This window comes from Rhizobium sp. CNPSo 3670, assembly GCF_057784555.1.
Genome location: NZ_JBXSOL010000042.1, coordinates 1 through 20,519 on the forward strand (window position 1 = coordinate 1; position 20,519 = coordinate 20,519).

At 60.8% G+C, this 20,519-nt stretch carries 20 protein-coding genes; 5 read left to right on the forward strand and 15 right to left on the reverse strand.

Features of this window, described 5'->3' with window-relative positions; all coding sequences use genetic code 11:
* Window positions 1-328 precede the first annotated feature (328 nt).
* Window positions 329-1,873 carry a M48 family metalloprotease gene (locus AC13QO_RS26795; protein ID WP_085779821.1) on the forward strand — a complete coding sequence of 515 codons (1,545 nt, stop codon included), beginning with the start codon at window positions 329-331 and terminating at the stop codon, window positions 1,871-1,873.
* 50 nt (window positions 1,874-1,923) lie between these two features.
* Here AC13QO_RS26795 and AC13QO_RS26800 read toward each other — a convergent pair whose 3' ends face one another.
* The 5 genes from AC13QO_RS26800 to AC13QO_RS26820 all read right to left on the reverse strand — a co-directional run bounded on the left by AC13QO_RS26800 (window position 1,924) and on the right by AC13QO_RS26820 (window position 8,251).
* Complete coding sequence (locus AC13QO_RS26800) at window positions 1,924-2,787, reverse strand: RNA polymerase factor sigma-32 (protein ID WP_011427212.1); 864 nt, start codon at window positions 2,785-2,787, stop codon at window positions 1,924-1,926.
* Between the two features lie 375 nt (window positions 2,788-3,162).
* Window positions 3,163-3,735 carry a CarD family transcriptional regulator gene (locus AC13QO_RS26805; RefSeq protein WP_011427211.1) on the reverse strand — a complete coding sequence of 191 codons (573 nt, stop codon included), beginning with the start codon at window positions 3,733-3,735 and terminating at the stop codon, window positions 3,163-3,165.
* A 393-nt stretch (window positions 3,736-4,128) separates the two neighbouring features.
* Window positions 4,129-4,467 carry a ferredoxin FdxA gene (gene fdxA, locus AC13QO_RS26810; protein ID WP_011427210.1) on the reverse strand — a complete coding sequence of 113 codons (339 nt, stop codon included), beginning with the start codon at window positions 4,465-4,467 and terminating at the stop codon, window positions 4,129-4,131.
* 194 nt (window positions 4,468-4,661) lie between these two features.
* A complete protein-coding gene (locus AC13QO_RS26815; RefSeq protein ID WP_097598259.1) occupies window positions 4,662-5,066 on the reverse strand; it encodes an RNA-binding S4 domain-containing protein in 405 nt (134 codons plus the stop codon).
* A gap of 2 nt (window positions 5,067-5,068) precedes the next feature.
* A complete protein-coding gene (locus AC13QO_RS26820; RefSeq protein ID WP_488542393.1) occupies window positions 5,069-8,251 on the reverse strand; it encodes a helicase-related protein in 3,183 nt (1,060 codons plus the stop codon).
* 797 nt (window positions 8,252-9,048) lie between these two features.
* Here AC13QO_RS26820 and AC13QO_RS26825 point away from each other — a divergent pair.
* Together AC13QO_RS26825 and AC13QO_RS26830 are read left to right on the forward strand one after the other, a co-directional pair.
* On the forward strand, window positions 9,049-9,204 hold the full coding sequence (locus tag AC13QO_RS26825) for a DUF3309 family protein (RefSeq protein WP_003543790.1): 156 nt from the start codon (window positions 9,049-9,051) through the stop codon (window positions 9,202-9,204).
* Between the two features lie 26 nt (window positions 9,205-9,230).
* A complete protein-coding gene (locus AC13QO_RS26830) occupies window positions 9,231-9,491 on the forward strand; it encodes a YMGG-like glycine zipper-containing protein (RefSeq protein ID WP_009991900.1) in 261 nt (86 codons plus the stop codon).
* A gap of 414 nt (window positions 9,492-9,905) precedes the next feature.
* Here AC13QO_RS26830 and phbB read toward each other — a convergent pair whose 3' ends face one another.
* Together phbB and AC13QO_RS26840 are read right to left on the reverse strand one after the other, a co-directional pair.
* On the reverse strand, window positions 9,906-10,631 hold the full coding sequence (gene phbB / locus AC13QO_RS26835; RefSeq protein WP_064805631.1) for a beta-ketoacyl-ACP reductase: 726 nt from the start codon (window positions 10,629-10,631) through the stop codon (window positions 9,906-9,908).
* 67 nt (window positions 10,632-10,698) lie between these two features.
* On the reverse strand, window positions 10,699-11,880 hold the full coding sequence (locus AC13QO_RS26840) for an acetyl-CoA C-acetyltransferase (RefSeq protein ID WP_285193200.1): 1,182 nt from the start codon (window positions 11,878-11,880) through the stop codon (window positions 10,699-10,701).
* Between the two features lie 237 nt (window positions 11,881-12,117).
* Here AC13QO_RS26840 and phaR point away from each other — a divergent pair, with 237 nt between their 5' ends.
* Window positions 12,118-12,693 carry a polyhydroxyalkanoate synthesis repressor PhaR gene (gene phaR / locus AC13QO_RS26845; RefSeq protein WP_085779817.1) on the forward strand — a complete coding sequence of 192 codons (576 nt, stop codon included), beginning with the start codon at window positions 12,118-12,120 and terminating at the stop codon, window positions 12,691-12,693.
* On the opposite strand, the gene AC13QO_RS26850 is transcribed toward phaR, so the two are convergent.
* From AC13QO_RS26850 to mtgA, 5 genes are all read right to left on the reverse strand, one after another.
* Window positions 12,688-13,095, reverse strand: a complete 408-nt coding sequence (locus tag AC13QO_RS26850) for a hypothetical protein (RefSeq protein WP_085779816.1) — start codon at window positions 13,093-13,095, stop codon at window positions 12,688-12,690. The genes phaR and AC13QO_RS26850 overlap by 6 nt on opposite strands.
* 140 nt (window positions 13,096-13,235) lie before the next feature.
* Complete coding sequence (rpmF, locus tag AC13QO_RS26855; protein ID WP_085779815.1) at window positions 13,236-13,421, reverse strand: 50S ribosomal protein L32; 186 nt, start codon at window positions 13,419-13,421, stop codon at window positions 13,236-13,238.
* A gap of 156 nt (window positions 13,422-13,577) precedes the next feature.
* Window positions 13,578-14,225, reverse strand: a complete 648-nt coding sequence (locus tag AC13QO_RS26860) for a glutathione S-transferase family protein (RefSeq protein WP_488542394.1) — start codon at window positions 14,223-14,225, stop codon at window positions 13,578-13,580.
* A 13-nt stretch (window positions 14,226-14,238) separates the two neighbouring features.
* Window positions 14,239-14,961: a DUF1868 domain-containing protein gene (locus AC13QO_RS26865; protein ID WP_488542395.1), complete on the reverse strand. Its 723-nt coding sequence runs from the start codon at window positions 14,959-14,961 to the stop codon at window positions 14,239-14,241.
* A gap of 96 nt (window positions 14,962-15,057) precedes the next feature.
* Entirely contained in the window at window positions 15,058-15,795 is a 738-nt protein-coding gene (mtgA, locus tag AC13QO_RS26870; protein ID WP_488542396.1) for a monofunctional biosynthetic peptidoglycan transglycosylase, read from the reverse strand.
* A 134-nt stretch (window positions 15,796-15,929) separates the two neighbouring features.
* Between mtgA and AC13QO_RS26875 the strand changes: the two genes are divergently transcribed.
* Window positions 15,930-16,844, forward strand: coding sequence for a polyprenyl synthetase family protein (locus tag AC13QO_RS26875; RefSeq protein ID WP_488542397.1), 915 nt, complete (start codon window positions 15,930-15,932; stop codon window positions 16,842-16,844).
* A gap of 8 nt (window positions 16,845-16,852) precedes the next feature.
* Here the strand turns inward: AC13QO_RS26875 and hisC are convergent, their stop codons facing one another.
* The 3 genes from hisC to AC13QO_RS26890 all read right to left on the reverse strand — a co-directional run bounded on the left by hisC (window position 16,853) and on the right by AC13QO_RS26890 (window position 20,470).
* A complete protein-coding gene (hisC, locus tag AC13QO_RS26880; protein WP_488542398.1) occupies window positions 16,853-17,914 on the reverse strand; it encodes a histidinol-phosphate transaminase in 1,062 nt (353 codons plus the stop codon).
* 16 nt (window positions 17,915-17,930) lie between these two features.
* A complete protein-coding gene (gene ispG / locus AC13QO_RS26885) occupies window positions 17,931-19,181 on the reverse strand; it encodes a flavodoxin-dependent (E)-4-hydroxy-3-methylbut-2-enyl-diphosphate synthase (protein WP_488542399.1) in 1,251 nt (416 codons plus the stop codon).
* 95 nt (window positions 19,182-19,276) lie between these two features.
* Window positions 19,277-20,470, reverse strand: a complete 1,194-nt coding sequence (locus AC13QO_RS26890) for an MFS transporter (protein WP_097598251.1) — start codon at window positions 20,468-20,470, stop codon at window positions 19,277-19,279.
* Between the last annotated feature and the right edge of the window lie 49 nt (window positions 20,471-20,519).

Sequence of the window (20,519 nt, forward strand, 5' to 3'; positions counted from 1 at the left end):
GAAGTTGTGATTTTCTCGCAGGACTGCCATTTCCCAGCCTGTTACTTCAATCGTGCCGTTCTTTTTCCGTGCCGGCGACAAATCTGTGCCTGGTGACGGAACTTTCGCCATAATTTCATCCGAGCGAAGGGAACCTTGATGCCTGAGGCTTGCTAAAATGCAACGGCGCCACAATTAAACAGAGTCTCGCTATGCAACCGATGCGTAAATCAGTTACAGCAACGACGTGTATCGGCTTAGCATGCGGCGCGAGATCAGGGGTGCGCACCCGTTGAGTTCCCCTTGCCAAGGCCGGTCCCCATCTGCGGCAAACCGGCAAAACAGCGACATGATGCGGAGAACCAGACTGGACAGCTTGACGACGTGGAAATCGCCCGCGCTTTCCAGTGATGCCATCTCTGCGACGCGGCGCTTCGTCCATCGCCTGATGCTGCTTTCAGCCGTCGCAATGGCGCTGAACGGGTGTCAGCCGCTGATCGAACAATCCTACCAGCCGAGCATCTCGCCTTCTTCCAATCCCCAGATCGTCGACGAGGTGCAGAAGAACGATCCGCGGGCGGCGATGGGCGCCCGCGAGCATCCGCGTATCGTGGCAAGCTACGGCGGCGAATATAAGGATGCCAGGACCGAGCGCCTCGTCGCGCGCATTGCCGGCGCACTGACGGCAGTTTCGGAAAATCCGAGCCAGTCCTACCGGATTACCATCCTGAACTCGCCTGCGATCAACGCCTTTGCGCTGCCGGGCGGGTATCTCTACGTCACCCGCGGCCTGCTCGCGCTTGCCAACGACGCCTCGGAAGTCGCCGCTGTGCTGTCGCACGAAATGGGCCACGTGACAGCGAACCACGGTATCGAGCGTCAGAAGCGCGAAGAAGCCGAAGTCATCGCCAGCCGCGTCGTCGCCGAGGTCCTCTCGAGCGACATTGCCGGCAAGCAGGCGCTGGCCCGGGGCAAGCTCAGGCTTGCCGCCTTCTCCCGCCAGCAGGAGCTGCAGGCCGATGTCATCGGCGTGCGCATGCTTGGCGAAGCCGGTTACGACCCCTATGCCGCCGCCCGCTTCCTCGATTCCATGGCGGCCTACAGCCGCTTCATGGCGGTCGACCCGGAAGCCGACCAAAGCCTCGACTTCCTTTCGAGCCATCCGAACTCCGCCCAACGCATCGAGCTTGCCCGCACCCATGCGCGCGCCTTTGGCCAGGAGGGGACGGTCGGCGACAAGGGCCGCGATTATTATCTTGACGGCATTGACGGCCTGCTCTACGGCGACAGCCCGGAAGAGGGCTACGTGCGCGGTCAGACTTTCCTGCATGGCGGCCTCGGGATCCGCTTCGACGTGCCGGCGGACTTCAAAATCGACAACAAGGTCGAAGCCGTGATGGCCACCGGCCCCAACGACATCGCCGTCCGCTTCGATGGCGTCGCCGACAACCAGAACCAGAGCCTCACAAACTATATCTCCAGCGGCTGGGTGACCGGTCTCGACCCATCGACCATTCAGCAGATTACCGTCAATGGCATGGAAGCAGCCACTGCGCGCGCAAGTGCCGACCGCTGGGATTTCGATGTCACCGTCATCCGCAACAATGCGCAGATCTTCCGTTTCCTGACCGCCGTGCCGAAGGGCAGCGATGCCCTCGAACCGACGGCCAATGTTCTGCGCGCCAGCTTCCGGCGCATGACACCGGCGGAAGCTGCCTCGCTGAAGCCGCTGCGCATTCGCGTCGTTACCGTGCGGCCCGGCGAGAACATCTCGACGCTTGCCGCCCGCATGATGGGCACCGACCGCAAGCTCGATCTCTTCAAGCTCATCAATGCCCTGCCGACGGGTGCGGCCGTTTCCCCCGGCGATCGCGTCAAAATCATTGCCGAATAAAAAAGCCCGGCTGGCGCCGGGCAGTCGGTGCTGCTGGAGCGGAAAGACGTTCAAGCGTAGGCCGCCATATGCGGATCGGCGCTGACCAGCGCGCTGCGAAGCTTTTCCATCGCCCGGCTTTCGATCTGGCGCACGCGCTCCTTGGAAATGCCGAGATCGGCGCCGAGTTCTTCGAGCGTGGCGCCGTCTTCCGCCAGGCGCCGGGCGCTGATGATCTTCATCTCGCGTTCGTTGAGATGTTTCAGCGCCGAGGCGAGCCAGACGCGGCGCCGCTCGCCGTCGATCATATTGGAAACCTGCTCGTCCGGCAGCGGATCGTCGCTGACGAGGAAATCCATCTTCTCCGCGCTCTCGGCATCGCCGGAGACGGAAGGCGCCTGCAGCGAGGCGTCGTTGCCGGAAAGCCTGGCATCCATGGTCTGCACATCGGCGAGGCTGACGCCGAGAGCCGCCGCGATTTCCTGATGAATGGATTGCAGTGTCAGTTGCGTATCGCCCCTAGCAAGCTTAGCGCGCAGGCGGCGCAGATTGAAGAATAGCGCCTTCTGGGCCGAACTGGTGCCGCCGCGCACGATCGACCAGTTGCGCAGGATATAATCCTGGATCGACGCCCTGATCCACCAACTGGCATAGGTCGAAAAACGCACGTCACGTTCGGGTTCGAAACGCGCGGCGGCTTCCAGCAGGCCGACATAGCCCTCTTGCACGAGGTCGCTCATCGGCAGACCGAAATTGCGGAACTTGCCGGCCATGGAGATAACCAAGCGCATATGCGCCATGGCGATTTGGTTGCGCGCACCGCGATCGTCGTGATCTTTCCAGCGAGTGGCGAGATCATGCTCTTCCTGGCGGGCGAGATATGGGGCGGCCATCGCGATTTTGATCATGCGCCGATCTGCAGACATGTTCTTCATTTCGATCTCCCGAAACAGGCCTTCGCCCTCAAAATGAACAATAAAACTCACCTTCCGGAACATCGCTGTCCGGACTGAATGGGTTCCGAATGCAAAAGGGCCTCGCCCTAGACTTCTCAGGGAAAGGCCCTATTTCTTATCATGTGCCGCTAAGACGGCTGGGTCGGACCTGTTTCTTCACGTTGCCGAACGGGCAATATTGAAAAGGCATGAGCCGCTCCTCACCGAATATTGACGGAATAGCAGTTCGCCCGACGAGCCAGCGCCCGACGAGCAGTCCGCAATTACGTGTGATAAACGCGTCAGTCGGGAAAAAGTTCCAATAAAAAACCCGGCGCGAAGGCCGGGTTTTTTCATGGGAGAGACAGGCTTGCCTTAAGCGGCTTCATCCTGCGAATCGTCTTCTTCGATCGCCTTGCCGCGCTTCGGACCCTTGTTGAGGTTGGTCTCGACGAGGCGGACGGCTTCGGTTTCCGACATCTTGTTGACGGCGGCAATTTCGCGCGCCATGCGATCGAGTGCTGCTTCGTAGAGCTGGCGCTCGGAATAGGACTGTTCGGGCTGGTTCTCTGCACGATAGAGATCACGCACGACTTCAGCAATGGAAATCAGATCGCCGGAATTGATCTTGGCATCATATTCCTGGGCGCGGCGGGACCACATGGTGCGCTTGACGCGCGCCTTGCCCTGAACAACCTTCAACGCACGATCGACGAAGTCCGTTTCCGATAGCTTGCGCATTCCGATGCTCATCGCCTTGGCGACCGGAACCTTCAGGCGCATCTTGTCCTTCTCGAAATCGATAACGAAAAGTTCGAGCTTCATGCCGGCAACTTCTTGCTCTTCGATAGCGGTGATGGTACCGACGCCATGAGCGGGGTAGACGATCGATTCACCGGTCTTGAAGCCGTGACGTGCTGTAGAAGGCTTTTTCTGCTGAGTCGTCATTCTATTCAAAAACTCCCTGTTACGCTTCCGGCGGCGGCCGGAGCCGGGTCAGTCAGGCCCGGATGAGACGGGTAGATCCGTCGGGTGACTTCACTCTGGTCCCATCAGGCAAAAGCAAATGTGTCTTGCGCGCCATCTTGGGATGCGACGCTCAAGGCGTTGATATGTCACGGAAACCGTGGGACGGATTGGTTTTGCTTTCGTGATGGTTTTGGGCATGCGTCATGCCACAAATGGAACAGTGCACGAAACCTATCACAAAAATATGAGGAAATCAATAATTTGCTTCGCCTGAGTCATGCGAGCAACACAGATCACCCATATGCCGGACGCAGGATTTAAAACGTTTCACCGCATGGCCGCTCAAATGCAGCGGCCGCATCGCGCAGGGTCTTAGTCGCCGGAACCGGGTTTTTCGGAGAAGTATTTCTCGAATTTTCCCGTCTGGCCGTCCATTTCCTTGGCCTCCGGCAACGGGTCCTTCTTGACCGTGATATTCGGCCAGATGCTGGCATACTCAGTATTGATCTTCAGCCACTTGTCGAGGCCCGGCTCGGTATCCGGCTTGATCGCCTCGGCGGGACATTCCGGTTCGCAGACGCCGCAATCGATGCATTCGTCGGGGTGGATGACGAGAAAATTCTCGCCTTCATAAAAGCAGTCGACCGGGCAGACTTCCACGCAATCGGTGTATTTGCACTTGATGCAATTGTCGGTCACGACATAGGTCATGAAGAAACTCCAGGATTTCATGCGGATGGGACCGGGCAACCTGGAACGTCGCGCCTATCCCCGTGCCGGGCGAAAAGCGTGGACAGGCTTGGCAGGCAAGCACGCTTCCGGCAGGTTTTCAGTGACCTATCGGCTTTAGCGGCGGATTTCAAGGATAAACGATCTGCAAAAGCCGCCACCACAGACAGAGTTTTCTAATCCTCGTCCGACATCAACCTGTCGATTGCACGTCTTTCCTTTTTGGTCGGACGGCCGGTACCGGTCGCGCGGGTCGCTTGCTCAAACGGCGTGAGACGTTTTGTCTCATCCGGCGGCAGGGACTGGTCATCATAGAGCAGGCGAGCCTCTTCATAGGGACCCCGCCGTTCCCCGGCGAGACGCACGATGAGAATGACGTCGCGCCGCTCCAGCGTCAGTTCGACGCGGTCGCCCGGCTTGACCGTCTGGCTCGGGTGACTGCAGCGCTCGCCATTGATGCGCACATGCCCTGACTGGACGTGGCTCTGGGCCAGCGAGCGCGACTTCACCACGCGCGTGAAGAACAGCCACTTGTCGATGCGCTGGCGCGAACCGCTTGCCGGCTGTGTCTCCCCGCCCATGACTACTTCTTCATCTGTTCCTTGAGGGCTGCGAGCTTGGCGAAGGGCGAATCCGGATCGATCGGCTTCTCCTTGCGCGGCGGCTTGGCCTCGAAGCGCAGCGGCTGGGCGCCGCGATTGTTGTTCCGGTCGTTACGGTCATTGCGATCGTTACGCTCGCCGCGGTCCTTCCGATCGCCACGGTCCTGACGATCACCGCGCGGCTGGTCCTTGCGCTCGCCCCTTGCCTGCTGCGGCCTGCCGCCGTCGCGGCCGCCACCATCCTTGCCGCGGCCGTGACGGTTGTCGCGCCCGTCGCCGCTGCGATTGCCCTCGCCGCCTTCACCGCCGTTCGGACGACGATTGCGCTCGCCGCGCTCCTGGTTCTGGCCGCCCCTGCGTTCGCCGTGGCCGCCGCGTGCCTGGCGGTGATTGTCATTGCGACCGCCGAGACGCCACAAAAGAACCGGCTTTGGTTCCGCCGGCTCGCCAGCTTCCCCGGAAGCGGCAGTCTCTGCCGACGCGGCTGTCTCGGTCACTTCGGCCGCAGCGTCGTTGTCGGTCGCTTCTGGCGCGGGGGTGTCGGCTGCCGTCGACGCCGCCTCGGCTGCTGATGGCTCGGAAGCAGCCTCTTCCGTCGCCGCGTCGGCATCGTCGTGATCGGCTTTTTCTACCGCTTCTTCCCCGGACATTTCCGCGGAGGCGGCAGGGGCTGAAGCTGCGTCCTGCGCCGCAAGATGGGCCGACGCCTCTTCCGCCTTCACGGCATCGGCGCGATAGCCGAGGCCCTTGAGGATCTCTTCCATGTCCTCGAGCGTTGCCCCGAGAATCGACAGCATCGCCGTCGTCGTCGTGAAACGGCGACCGTCATAGGCGCCTTCCGGACGATTGTTCTGACCGGGCTTCCATTGCAGCAGCGGACGGATGATATCGGCAAGCCGCTCCAGAATGTCGATGCGCACGGCGCGCTTGCCGAGGAAACGGAAGCCGGCGAGCTTGTAGAACATCCGCTCGAAGCTCGGATCGGTGACAACGGAGGTGCGGCCAGCGGCAAGCACGGGAATGAGATCGCCATAGCCCGGCTTGTCGAGACCGTAGTTCTTCAACGCCCAGAGCAGCGTGATCAGTTCGGCCGGTGCCGGCTTCAGAAGGGCCGGAACGAAGATATGATAGGCCCCGAAACGCACGCCGTAGCGGCGCATGGAGGCGCGAGCCTCCTGATCCAGCGACTTCACTTCTTCGGTGACGTCGCGGCGGAAGAGCACGCCGAGATTTTCGACCAGCTGGAAGGCAAGACCCTTGGCAAGACCCTGCAGGTCTTCGGCGCGCGACAGATCGTCCAGAGGCTTCAACACCGTGCTGATGTGATGATTGACGAAACGTTCGATGCGGGCGGCGACGTGATCGCGGGCATTGCCCGTCAACTGCTCGTCGGCGAGCAGGATCACGCGCGGCCGCATGACGTGATCGCTGCCGGAAAGCCGCGCCACCGGGTCGCCGAGCCAACGGATCAATCCATCCGAACCGATCGCCAGATCGCTGTTACCCGCGGCATGCAGCCGGGCTGCACGGGCCTCGAACTCGAGCGCCAGCGCCTTCTGCGACGCAGCCTGAACCGCCTTGGCATCCGGTCCATCCGTTCCCGCCACCGGCGTGAAACGGAATCCGCTCAACTGCCCTACATGATGTCCTTCAACGAAGACATCGCCATTCACACTGATTTCAGCTTCCAGCATCGCATTCTCTCTCAGGCGCTTCATGAGCACAGATGTCCTGCGATCAACAAAGCGTTTCGTCAACCTTTCATGTAACGCATCGGACAATCGATCTTCGATTTCCCGCGTCTTTTCCTGCCAATGTGTCGGATCGGCAAGCCAGCCGGGCCGATTCGAAACGTAGGTCCAGGTCCTTATCTGCGCGATTCGCGCCGAAAGCGTGTCAATTTCCCCATCAGTTCGATCCGAGCGATGAACCTGCTCCGCAAGAAACTGCTCGTTCACCGTGCCATAGCGCACGAGATCGGAAAAGAGGGTCGAAATAAGATCGGCATGTTGGGCCGGAGTGATACGCCGGTAATCGGGCAGCGCGCAAGCCTCCCAGAGTTTTTCGACGCGGGCCGGCCTGTCGGCGAGGTCCATTACCTCGGGGTAGCGCGAAAGCTGCTCGAGCGCCTGCTGGTCGACCGCCGGCAGCGCCCGCGTCAGCCCGGGCACGCGCGGCCCGGCCTCCAGGCTGGCGCGCAGCGACTGAATTGAGGAGAAGTCCATCTCCGTCGTGCGCCACTGCAGAACCTTGACGTTGTCGAATTCATGTCCCTCGATGCGCTGCACCAGTTCCTCGTCGAAAGGCGAGACCTGTCCCGTGACGCCGAAGGTGCCGTCCCGCACGTGCCGCCCGGCGCGGCCGGCGATCTGGCCGAGTTCGGCCGGATTGAGGTTGCGGAACTGATAGCCGTCGAATTTCCGGTCCTGGGCGAAGGCGACGTGATCGACGTCGAGGTTGAGGCCCATGCCGATCGCATCGGTCGCCACCAGATATTCGACGTCGCCCGCCTGATAGAGCGCGACCTGCGCATTGCGGGTGCGGGGGCTCAGCGCCCCCAGCACGACTGCCGCACCGCCGCGCTGCCGGCGGATCAGTTCGGCGATGGCATAGACCTCGTCGGCGGAAAAGGCGACGATGGCGGAGCGCTGCGGCAGCCGGGTGATCTTCTTCTGCCCGGCGTAAAGGAGATGCGAAAGCCGCGGCCGCTCGACGATGGTGATACCTGGCAGGATATGCTGCAGGATCGGCCGCATCGTCCCTGCACCCAGCAACAGCGTTTCATCGCGGCCGCGAAGATGCAGGATGCGGTCGGTAAAGATATGGCCACGCTCGAGATCGCCTGCGAGCTGTACCTCGTCGATCGCGACAAAGGCGGCTTTGGTCTCCCGCGGCATCGCCTCGACAGTGCAGACGGAAAAACGCGCAGTGGGCGGCGAAATCTTTTCTTCGCCGGTGACCAGCGCCACGTTCTGCAAGCCGACCTTCTCCACCACCCGCGTATAGACTTCGCGGGCCAGGAGCCTGAGCGGCAGGCCGATTACGCCGGTCCCGTGTGCGACCATGCGCTCGATGGCATAATGGGTCTTGCCGGTATTGGTTGGTCCAAGCACCGCGGTCACACCGCGCCCGCTCAGAATCATCGGCTGCGAAGTCAGAGTCATGGTCCATGCAAGTGAGGCAGACGCGCCCCGGGAAAAATTTTGCCATCTCGATGGAGGCACAGAACACATGGACAGCTACCGCCGCAAACGCAAGGGCAGATTTCAAAATGCGTCGGGGATTGCGACTTTTGCGAGTCGTCTCGACGGTGCGTATTTCCAATTCGGAACAGCGTGAGAACGAATCAGAGACGAATCGCTGACTCCTATTGATTCAGCTTTTGTTCACGGCTAAGTATTGATTTTGAATCACTTTTTCCTACTAAATGCTGAATCGCGGAACTCTCTCCTATTGGTATTTTGTGACCGTGCCGGAGGTCTGGCATAAGCTTTCTGCCAAGTGAAAAATGCGTCGAAATTAACGTCTCGATCAAATCCGGAACAAATCAGAGACGAATCGCCGACTGCTCGGCTTTCCCCTTTCGTTCACGGCCATATCTGGTGGCGTCGCCATGTTCTGCCGCTAGATGCGGGGCAGGCGGCGAGGTCTCGTCACGTCGGTGTTAATCTTCCGGCGAGCAAATTCACACAGCGTTAAGCCGGACCCGCTTGCCCGGTGGGGTCGATCAAAAACGGAACGAATCACCGACGAATCGGAGACATCGAGACCTTCCTGCTTTGTTCACCGCAACATATTGTATTTAAATGCTTTTTAAACCATACGGACGGTTTGTGAGGGGTGACGGATCACAAACCATGAATCGCCTTGCGTGCTAATTTACGCGCCCAACCGGGAACAAAAATCGCCAATGCGTGTTTCTTGTCCATCCAGATTGCGGATGAAATGAAGGAAAAACACCATGCTTGGCACGATACTTCTCGTTATCCTCATTCTGCTCTTGATCGGAGCTCTGCCAAACTGGGGTTATAGCCGTGGCTGGGGCTATGGACCTTCCGGCGGTTTGGGGCTAGTTCTCGTCATTATCATTATCCTTGTACTAATGGGCCGCATTTAAAGCCCGACAACTTGGGGAGTTACGACATGATGAAGAAGATTGTTCTTATCGGCGCGCTCGTGGGCGCTCTCGCATCCTGCACGGCGACCGAACAGGGCACGGCGATCGGCGCCGGCACCGGTGCGGTCATCGGCGGCGCGGTCACCAACAGCTGGGGTGGTGCCGCTGTCGGCGCGGTTGCCGGCGGTCTGACCGGCGCCCTCATCGGCCAGTCGGTCGAACGCCGCGGCTACTGCATCTATCGCGACCGCTACGGCCGCCGCTACGAGGCTCGTTGCCGCTACTGACCGACAAGTCATATCGGACTCCCAACGGGCGCTTCGGCGCCCGTTTTCTTTGCCGGCGCGTTCGTCAATGTGACGTTGACGAACGGTCGTGAAAGTCAAATCTACTGGCGCCCACTAGCTTGGCGCATATTTCCTTCGTGAGCGCAGGGCAGGTACCATTGCCCGAGGCGCTGAAAGGAATATTTGCATGGACCAGATTGTCCTGAATTCCACCGTCGCCATTCTCGTTGCCGCGGCTTTGCTGAGATCCGCGGTCTCAGCTCTTCGCAGCGGAGATCGCTCGCCGCAGCGAGTGCCTGTCAAGATTCGGGTTCAGCGAGACCGGAACACCGGCAAGCGCTTCTGACCTCCCGAACAAAAGCAAAGGCGCGTCCTGCAACGCGCCTTTGCAAATCAACAAACGTTCGTCCTGTCTTAAACGAAGAATTGCCCACCATTGGCCGTCAGCGTCGAACCGGTGATGAAACCAGCATCGTCGGAGACGAGGAAGGTGACGCAGCGGGCAATTTCTTCGGGCTCGCCGAGCCGGCCGACCGGGATCTGCGGAATGATGCGTTCATTCAGTACCTTCTCCGGCACGGCAAGCACCATTTCCGTTCCGATATAACCGGGGCAGATGGCATTGACGGTGATGTTTTTCGCCGCCCCTTCCTGAGCAAGCGCCTTGGTAAAGCCGAGATCGCCCGCCTTGGCCGCCGAATAGTTCGCCTGGCCCATCTGGCCCTTCTGGCCGTTGATCGACGAGATATTGACGATGCGGCCGAAGCTGCGGTCGCGCATGCCGCTCCAGACCTGATGCGTCATGTTGAACAGGCCGGTCAGATTGGTGTTGATCACCTCGTGCCACTGCTGCGGCGTCATCTTGTGGAACATCGCGTCGCGGGTGATGCCGGCATTGTTGACGAGGATTTCGACCGGCCCGATCTCGCGTTCGACCTTGGTAATCCCTTCACCGCAGGCAGCGTAGTCCGAAACATCCCATTTGAATACCGCAACGCCGGTGACGTCATGAAAGGCATGAGCCTTCTCGTCATTACCGGCATAAGTGGCCGCAACCCTGTAGCCGGCATTTTTCAGCGCCATGGATATCGCTGCGCCGATGCCGCGTGTACCTCCGGTGACCAGAGCCACTCTGCTCATGTTCCGCTCCCCTCTGTGTTTTCGCCTGCTCGTGGCGGCATTTAATCAATGACGGATCGTATGCTGTCTAAAGTGCTTCAAAGCACATGGCGACGCCCATGCCGCCGCCGATGCAAAGCGTGGCGAGGCCCTTCTTCGCGCCGCGGCGCTTCATCTCGAACAGCAGGGTGTTGAGAATGCGCGCGCCGGAGGCGCCGATCGGATGGCCGATCGCAATCGCCCCGCCATTGACGTTGACGATCGACGGATCCCAGCCGAGATCCTTAGTGACAGCGCAAGCCTGTGCGGCGAAGGCTTCGTTGGCCTCGACGAGATCGAGATCGTTCACAGACCAGCCGGCCTTTTCGAGCGCCTTGCGCGACGCCGGGATCGGGCCGGTGCCCATGATGGACGGATCGACGCCCGCCGTTGCCCAGGAAACGATGCGGGCAAGCGGCTGAATGCCGCGCCGCGCCGCTTCCGCCTCGCTCATCAGCACGGCGGCGGCAGCGCCGTCGTTGAGGCCGGAGGCATTGGCGGCGGTAACCGTGCCTTCCTTGTCGAAGGCCGGACGAAGCTTGCCCATCGCCTCAAGCGTCGCGCCGTGGCGGATATATTCGTCGGAATCGACGGTCACGTCGCCCTTACGCGTCTGGATAACGTAGGGAATGATCTCGTCGGTGAAGCGGCCGGCCTTCTGCGCGGCCTCAGCCTTGTTCTGCGAGGCGACGGCGAACTGATCCTGGTCATCGCGCGACAGCTGCCACTGCCGTGCGATATTCTCGGCGGTGATGCCCATATGGTAACCGTGAAAAGCGTCGGTCAGGCCGTCCTTGATCATCGTGTCGACCATCTTCATGTCGCCCATCTTCGTGCCGCTGCGCAAATGCGCAGCATGCGGCGCCATCGACATGGATTCCTGGCCGCCGGCAACGATGATGCTGGCATCGCCGGTGGCAATCTGCTGCATTCCGAGCGCGACGGCGCGCAGGCCCGAGCCGCAAAGCTGGTTGACGCCCCAGGCCGTTGCCTCCTTGGGAATACCGGCCTTGATCGCCGCCTGGCGGGCCGGGTTCTGGCCTTCACCCGCGGCCAGCACCTGGCCGAGGATCACCTCATCCACCTCGCCGGCATCGACACCGGCACGCGCGAGCGCGCCCTTGATGACGGCCGCGCCGAGTTCATGCGCGGGGACCGTTGCAAAAGCGCCGTTGAACGAGCCGACTGCTGTCCGACCTGCGCTGGCGATGACGATGGATGAATTGCTCATGGGGTGGCTCCTCGTTTTTCGTCTTACTTACATAAGGGGAAACTGGCAAAGCTTTGAGCACAAGTCAAACGGGAAGACCGGTCGCCGCCATTTTTCGGCGGCAGCCGTCAAGGCCGATTCGTTTGATCTGCTAAAGGTTTGCCGCAACGCACAAAGAGATTGTCACCGGCCTTCTTTTGCGTTTACAGTCTGAAGTGGAGGAACATCCAAAATCAGACGGGGGTTCAGGAGACTGATATGGCGAAGAATGAGGGTCAGATTGTCATCAAGAAATACGCCAATCGCCGCCTGTACAATACAGGCACCAGCACCTATGTGACGCTGGAAGATCTGGCGGAGATGGTGAAGAAGGGCGAAGACTTTACCGTCCAGGACGCAAAAAGCGGGGACGACATCACCCATTCAGTGCTGACGCAGATCATCTTCGAGCAGGAATCGAAAACCGGCAATACGCTGCTTCCGATCTCCTTCCTGCGCCAGCTCATCACCTATTACGGTGACCAGATGCAGATGGTCGTGCCGAGCTTCCTCGAACATTCGATGCGCGCCTTCAGCGAACAGCAGGCCCAGATGCGCGAACAGGTAAACCGCGCCTTTGGCGAGACGCCGCTCGGCAAGAACCTGCAATTGCCGATGCAGATGGTCGAGGACCAGGTTCGCCGCAATACCGAGCTGTTTCAGCAGGCAATGCAGATGTTTTCGCCATTCATGGCGCCGCCAGCGGCCAAGGAAAGCCGCAAGGCCGAGGCTAAGGACATCGACGAGTTGAAGGAGCAGCTCCGCGCTCTCCAGAATAAACTCGACAACCTATAGTCCGATCGAAACATCCCGCCCGGCGCTCCGGATCGAAACGGCAAAACCGCCGATCACATCGATCAGAGCGATCGTCATCAAAATGAAGAACACCTGCGTCGCAGCGTCCTGGACGAGCAGGAACTCGACCAGGAAGGCGATGAAGACCAGCATCGACAATATGTGATTGAGCAGGTTGCCGGGCCCGGTTCGCGTTGCTTTCAGGATTTCGAAGAACAACACGACGAGGGCGACGACAATGAAGAGATCGCCGAGCGCCATGCTCCAGATCGCGCCCGAGAGCATCGACAGCACGATGATGTCATGCTGCAAGGCGGCGATGCCGCCGCCGCCCATCAGGCCGAGCATCGCCAGATTGTAAAGAATAAACGGAATAATCATCAGCGGCATTGCGGCTACCATCGGCAATCTCCTTGCGCAGCAAGAATACTGCCGCAATCCGCTGTCCTACTGCAAGTCGTTGCAAATATTATCTTGCCGAAATGCAAAAGGCCGGCATGAAGCCGGCCTTGAAACTTGCGATCGGACGAGCCGGTCGGAAATTACGCGCCTTCCTTCGGCGTCAGAACCTGACGGCCGCGATACATGCCGGTCTTCAGGTCGATATGATGCGGGCGGCGCAGTTCGCCGGAATTCTTGTCTTCGACGTAGGTCGGAGCTTTCAGCGCATCAGCCGAACGGCGCATGCCGCGCTTGGACGGGCTCGTTTTTCTCTTCGGTACAGCCATTTTTCTTACTCCACTTGCGGGCAAAACATTCCCACGGCCAGACTGGCGGCCGAAACGGACATGTCGCGATTTCGGAAATTTTGCGCGCTTATACATGCAAGGGGCGGCCTTGACCAGTCCCCATTCGTATTTTTTGCGAGGCCGATGATTCGAGCCTCAGACCTCGTCTTCCGCCACGATCCAAGGCTCGGCCCGGGCGGCCTCTTCCCATTTCCGCCAGGCCGGATGCGCCTTCATCGTCTCCATATAGGTGAGTGTATCCTTTCGGTTGACGAGATCATAGACGTCGAACCGGTTGACCACAGGCGCAAACATCGCATCCGCGCCACTGAAGCGCCCAAAGAGAAACGGCCCGCCGGATTTCTGCAGAAAGTCTCGCCAGATCGTCTCGATACGGCTGACATCGGCGTCGACGTCGTCAGGCAATGCGATCGTCCCCTTCGGCCGGCGAATATTCATCGGGCAGGCATTGCGCAGGGCTCGGAAGCTCGAGAGCATTTCCATCGAAGCGGACCGGGCAAGCGCCCGGTCGGCGCGATCATCGGGGAGAAGGCCGGCATCCGGGTAAAGCTCGGCGGCGTATTCGATGATCGCCAGCGACTCCCAGATTTTCAACGCGCCATGCTGCAGGACCGGCACCCGGCCACTCGGCGATATCGCCTTGATTTTGGGATTGCCGCCCGCATCATCGAAAGGGATCAGGATTTCTTCGAAATCGACGCCGGCGCTCGTCAGCGCCATCCACGGCCGGAACGACCAGGAAGAATAATTCTTGTTGGCGATGTAGAGCGTCGGTCTGTCCATAGGCCTCTCCCGTTCAGGCATCGAAATCGAAGATCAGCAGTTCGTGGAAATGGTTCATGTCCTCGTACACGCAGAATGCCGGTGGCGTCAGCTCGAAAACGGGGACTTTGCGGCTGACGTCCTCGACCACGTCGTCGAGCATCGCCTGCCAGCGCGGCAGGGCTTCGTCCTCCAGCCAGTCGATAGGATAGGCGAAAGTGACGTGGAACTTGTAGTCCGCATGGTTCGGCTGCCGATAGCCGAGAAGATCGGCAAAGGCGTCGCGCCAGGCGCGCATGATCCTGCGATCCTTCTCCGTCGCCCCATCGACAAGCAGACCCGAGGGACGAGCACCGATGACCCCGACATTGAAGGGCCCGGCCATCGAAAAACTGTCGAGACGCGCGGCCAGCAGCGCGGTCATGTCGTCGATCGGCGTGTCGAGAGGGAGGTCCTCAGGCCAGCAGTCCTGCCGGCGCCTGGTCTCAATGACGCCTTCGAAAAGCGTCATGTGAAGGCTCGAGATCGGCGTGAAGAGAAATTGCGACGCCTCGGGCATCGCCAGATATTTTTCACGCGCCTCGATCAGTGCCGTGAGCGTCGTTGAACCTTTCTCGGGATGACAGACGATGGTGTTGCCGGCTTCGGGCAGGAAACCGCCGATCCTGCGATAGCGGCTGCCGAGATGGGCAGGTGGGTTTTGATTGTGCGTCTTCGAGTAAAGGAGAAGTTCGGGAGAAAAGGTCGGGGCGGTCATGGGCGATTCGGGGGCTCTGGTTGGATTGCATTCGCCCATACGGCAGAACCAAGAATGTCAGATGACGGCCACCGCTTCTAATGACAAGTTCTGATCTTATTCATAGATGCACTTGATGTAGTCGCCCGAACCCTGCGCACGCCTCTCGATGACGCCGGCAAGCCGGCGAAGGCCCCTTCCAGGCTTGCCCGCATTGCGGTCGATCGGGTTCGGCAGCGAGACGGCAAGCAACGATGCCTGGCGTCGCGTCAGCTTCGAAGCCGGCACCTTGAAATGATGCTGGGCCGCCGCCTCGATACCGTAAATGCCCGGACCCCATTCGGCGATATTGAGGTAGATTTCCATCAGCCGCCGTTTCGACAGGACGAAATCCGTGGTGACGGCGAGGGGAAGCTCCATCGCCTTGCGCACGAAGGAGCGGCTGTTCCAGAGGAAGAGGTTCTTGGCCGTCTGCATCGGGATCGTGCTGCCGCCGCGTGTCGCCTGACCTTTCAGCGTGTCCTCGACCAGCATCCGCATCTCTGCCCAGTCGACGCCGCCGTGGAAGCAATATTGACCATCTTCCGACATCATCACCGATTGCACCAGGACCGGAGAGATCTCATCCAGCGACACCCATCTGCGGTCATAGCCGCGCAGCAGCACCAGATCGCGCAGCATCAGCGTCGAGACGGGATGGATGAAGGGCAGCAGGTAGAGGAAGATCAGCGCGTAAGGAAGGATCAGCACGGCCAGAACGGCAAAACCGACGCGTCTCAGCACAGGCCGATCTTCGAACCATCGCCGACGGGCCGGCATGTCGGCGATATCCTCTCTCTCCGTCGCTATATCCAATGTCCCCAGCCCATTTCGCTCCCTTTCGTTCTCATAACGCCTGCGAGCCGCTTATGCCAGAGGACAAGGGAAATCTTGCGGCAGTCATCGACAATTCCGTTGCAAGCCCCGATGCCCCATGCCAAACAGCGCCCATGGACGCGAACCGGAACACTTTCGAGACGAGGCTTAGCAACAACGCCCGCGAAATCGAGGCGCTGCTCGATACATTGCTTTCGCCGAGCCCTCTTTCCGATGAAATCGTCAGGCCTAACACCCTGCGCAGCGCCATGCATTATGCCGTGCTGAATGGCGGCAAGCGATTGCGCCCATTCCTTGTGGCCGAAAGTGCGGCCCTTCTCGGCGGCGATGTGCAGGCGGCCCTTCGGGTCGGCGCCGCACTCGAATGCGTTCACTGCTATTCTCTCGTGCATGACGACCTGCCGGCCATGGACGATGACGACCTGCGCCGCGGCAAACCGACAGTGCACGTCAAGTTCGATGAAGCCACCGCGATCCTCGCCGGCGACAGCCTGCTGACCTATGCTTTCGACATCGTTGCCGCGCCGGAAACCGCCCTTCCCGATACGAGCAAAGCGACATTGGTGCTGGCGCTCGCCCGCGCAGCCGGTCTCGGCGGCATGGCCGGCGGCCAGGCGCTCGATCTGGCGGCGGAAAAGCAGGCTCCCGACGAAGCCGGCATCATCCGTCTGCAGGCGATGAAAACAGGCGCGCTGATCCGCTTCGCCTGCGAGGCGGGCGCCATTATCGCGGCAAGCCCGCCCGAAGATCGCCGCCGCCTGCGTGCCTTTGGCGAAAAGATCGGCCTCGCCTTCCAACTCGCCGACGACATCCTCGACCTGACCTCGGATGCTGAGACTATGGGCAAGGCGACCGGCAAGGATGCGGCCCGCGGCAAGGGAACGCTGGTGGCGCTTCACGGCATGGAATGGGCCGAGACCGAGCTCCGCCGGCATGTGCGCGATGCCGAGGACCTGCTCGCCCCCTACGGGGCGCGCGCCTCCACCCTCACCGCCGCTGCGCATTTCATCGCCGACCGCAAGAGCTGAGGCGAAGGTCAGGCCGCCAATATCTCCTTGAGGGCGGAAACCAGGCGGGCGCATTCCTCGTCGGTGCCGATGCTGATGCGCAGGAATTCCGAAATGCGCGGCTCGGCGAAACGCCGGACGAGGACGCTACGCTCCCGCAGCTCGGTCAGAAGTGCAACGCCCGGCCGGCTTGCGTGCCTCGCAAAAATGAAATTCGCCTGCGACGGCAGCACCTCGAAATCCAGCGCCTCAAGCTCCCGGACGAGGTTTTCCCGGCTGGCGATGATTTTCCGCCGGCATGTCTCGAACCAAGCCTCGTCTCTGATCGCCGCCGTCGCCCCGACCTGTGCCAGGCGATCGAGCGGATAGGAATTGAAGCTGTCCTTGACGCGCACCAGCGCCTCGATCAGGTCCCGGTGCCCCAGTGCGAAGCCAACGCGCAGACCTGCGAACGAACGAGATTTCGACAAGGTCTGGATGACCAAAAGGTTCGGATAGCGAGAAATGAGCGGCACTGCGCTTTCCCCGCCGAAATCGACATAGGCCTCGTCGATCACGACGACCGCATCCGGATGAGCAGCAAGAAGCGTCTCGATCCCGGCCAGCGGCAAGCCGATACCCGTCGGAGCATTCGGATTTGGGATGATGATCGCGCCGCACGGTCTGTCGTAATCGGACAGCTGGATCCGGAACTGATCGTCGAGCGGTATCTCGATAGTCTCGACGCCATATAGCAGGCTATAGGTCGGATAGAAGCTGTAAGTCACATCGGGATAGAGAAGCGGCAGATCGTGGTTCAGCAGCGCCTGGAACGTATGGGCGAGAACCTCGTCGGAGCCGTTGCCGACGAACACTTGTTCGCTCGTCAGCCCCAAACGGGCGGCGATCGCCTCGCGCAATTCGGTGGCGGCGGGATCGGGGTAGAGCCGCAGACGGTCGTCTGTCGCTTGCCTGATCGCCTCGATCGCCTTTGGGGACGGCCCATAGGGATTCTCATTGGTATTGAGCTTAACCAGGCCGGGAATACGCGGCTGCTCCCCCGCGACGTAGGGCCGAAGCTTGCTGACATTATCAGACCAATACCGGCTCATTCGAACGCGCGGGCCTTCATTCCGCAGCCGTCCGCCGGCCGAAGCGCTTCTCGATATAGTCGACGACAAGCGCCTCGAAGTCGGCGGCGATATTGGGGCCGCGCAGTGTCAGCGCCTTCTTGCCGTCGATAAAAACGGGAGCGGCCGGCATCTCGCCGGTACCGGGAAGCGAGATGCCGATGTCGGCATGTTTGCTTTCGCCCGGTCCGTTGACAATGCAGCCCATGACGGCGACGTTCAGCGCCTCGACGCCGGGATATTTCTCGCGCCAAACCGGCATGTTCTTGCGGATGTCGTTCTGGATGTTCTGGGCCAGTTCCTGGAAGACCGTCGAGGTCGTGCGCCCGCAGCCGGGACAGGCGGCAACGACCGGCACGAACTGGCGGAAGCCCATGACCTGCAGGATTTCCTGCGCCACCTGAACCTCGCGGGTACGGTCGCCGTTCGGCTCGGGCGTCAGCGAGACGCGGATCGTATCACCGATGCCGTGCTGCAGCACGAAGCCCATGGCAGCCGACGAAGCGACGATGCCCTTGCTGCCCATGCCGGCTTCGGTGAGGCCGAGATGCAGCGCGTGATCGGAACGTTCGGCGAGCATGGAATTGACGGCGATCAGGTCCTGCACCTGGCTGACCTTGGCCGACAGGATGATGCGGTTGCGCGGCAAGCCGATCTCCTCGGCAAGGGCGGCCGACAGCAGCGCCGACTGCACGATCGCCTCGCGCGTCACCTGCCGGGCCGAAAGCGGCGAGCCGGCCTCGGCATTCTGATCCATCAGCGCCGTCAACAGGTCCTGATCGAGCGAGCCCCAGTTGACGCCGATGCGTACCGGCTTGTCAAAGCGGATCGCCATCTCGATGATCTCGGCGAACTGCTTGTCCTTCTTGTCCTTGAAGCCGACATTGCCGGGATTGATGCGGTATTTCGCGAGTGCCTCGGCGCAGGCAGGATGATCGGCAAGCAGCTTGTGGCCGATATAGTGGAAATCGCCGATCAGCGGCACGTCCATGCCGAGCCGCAACAGCCGCTCGCGGATCTTGGGCACGGCGGCGGCACTCTCGTCGCGGTCGACGGTGATACGGACCAGTTCCGAGCCCGCCCGGTGCAGGGCTGCGACTTGCGCAACGGTCGAATCGATATCGGCGGTATCCGTATTCGTCATCGATTGCACGACAATCGGCGCACCACCGCCGACGATGACGCCGCCGACATCGACGGCGACGGAAGCGCGGCGCGGTTTCGGATCAAAATCGGCGGCTGACAACATGCAGAGTTCTTGCACCCCTAGAAACAGTGCCTTTCAGGTGGATCAAGCCCGGCTGCTTGTCAACCGCCGACTATATCACTTTTGTTTGGAGGCGCTCAGTGGCCGCCTCCGGAGACCCCATCGGCATAATGGGCCAGCTTGGAGAACATCAGAACGAACAGCAGCAGCACCGGCAGCGCCATGAAGACGACGGCAAAGCCGATATGTTCGGCAACGAAGCCGATCACCGACGGCGCGACCAGCATGCCGGAATAGCCCATCGTCGTAACCACCGAGATGCCGATGCCGGGTTTGAGACCGGGTATATTGCCCGCAGCCGAGAAAGCGATCGGCACCATGTTTGAAATGCCGATGCCGCAAAGGGCAAAGCCCAGAATGGCGATCTCAGCGTCCGGGGCAAGGCTCGCAAGCAACATGCCGACGATGGCAAAGAGCGTGCAGATGCGCAGCGTCTTGACCCCTCCGAGGCGGTCGCGCACCAGGTCGCCGGCAAAACGCATGGTCGCCATGGTCGCCGAAAAGGCTGCGAAACCGAGACCGGAAAGCGCCACCGACGCATCCATGTCCTGCCGGAGATAGAGCGCGCCCCAATCCAGAACCGCGCCTTCCGGCACCATGGAGAACAGCGCCATCAAGCCGAGCAGCCACGGCAGCGGCACCATCGGCAGCCTCGTCTTCTCCTTTTTCGCATCGGGATGGGGCGGATCCGCAAGGATCATCGGCCAGGCGACAGCGAGGAAGATCGCCGCCAGCGCAGTCGCGAGCTGGGCATGGCCGAGAACGCCGAGTTTGGCAATCACGATGCCGCCGAGGCCCGAGCCGATCAAGCCGCCGAGGCTCCAGAAAGCATGGCAGGACGACATGATGGCGCGCCGCATGGATTTTTCGACGGACACCGCATTGGCGTTCATCGCCACATCCATGGCGCCGATGAAGCCGCCGAACAGGAAGAGCGAGATTGCCGCGGTAAACACATTCGGAGCGAGCGTCAGAGCCAGGAGCAGCGGCAGCACGCAGACGGCGGTTGCCCGAACAACGACGCGAGAGCCGTGCCTGGCGATCTGCGCGCCGGCGATCGGCATCATGACCAGCGAGCCGACACCGAAGACGATGATCATCAGCCCGAGCTCGAACTTGCTTAGCCCGAGACGCTCGGCAAAATCCGGAATCTTGGGTGCCCAGCAGCCGACGACAAAGCCGTTCATGAGAAAGAGCAGGGAAACCGCTGCCCTGCTTCTGGTAATGAAGCCGCTGCGGACCCCCGACGGCGCATTCACATGACTGTCCATTTTCGGTCTTTCCTCGCTATCGGGCTTGGGAGCGCCCGTTTTTTCTAAA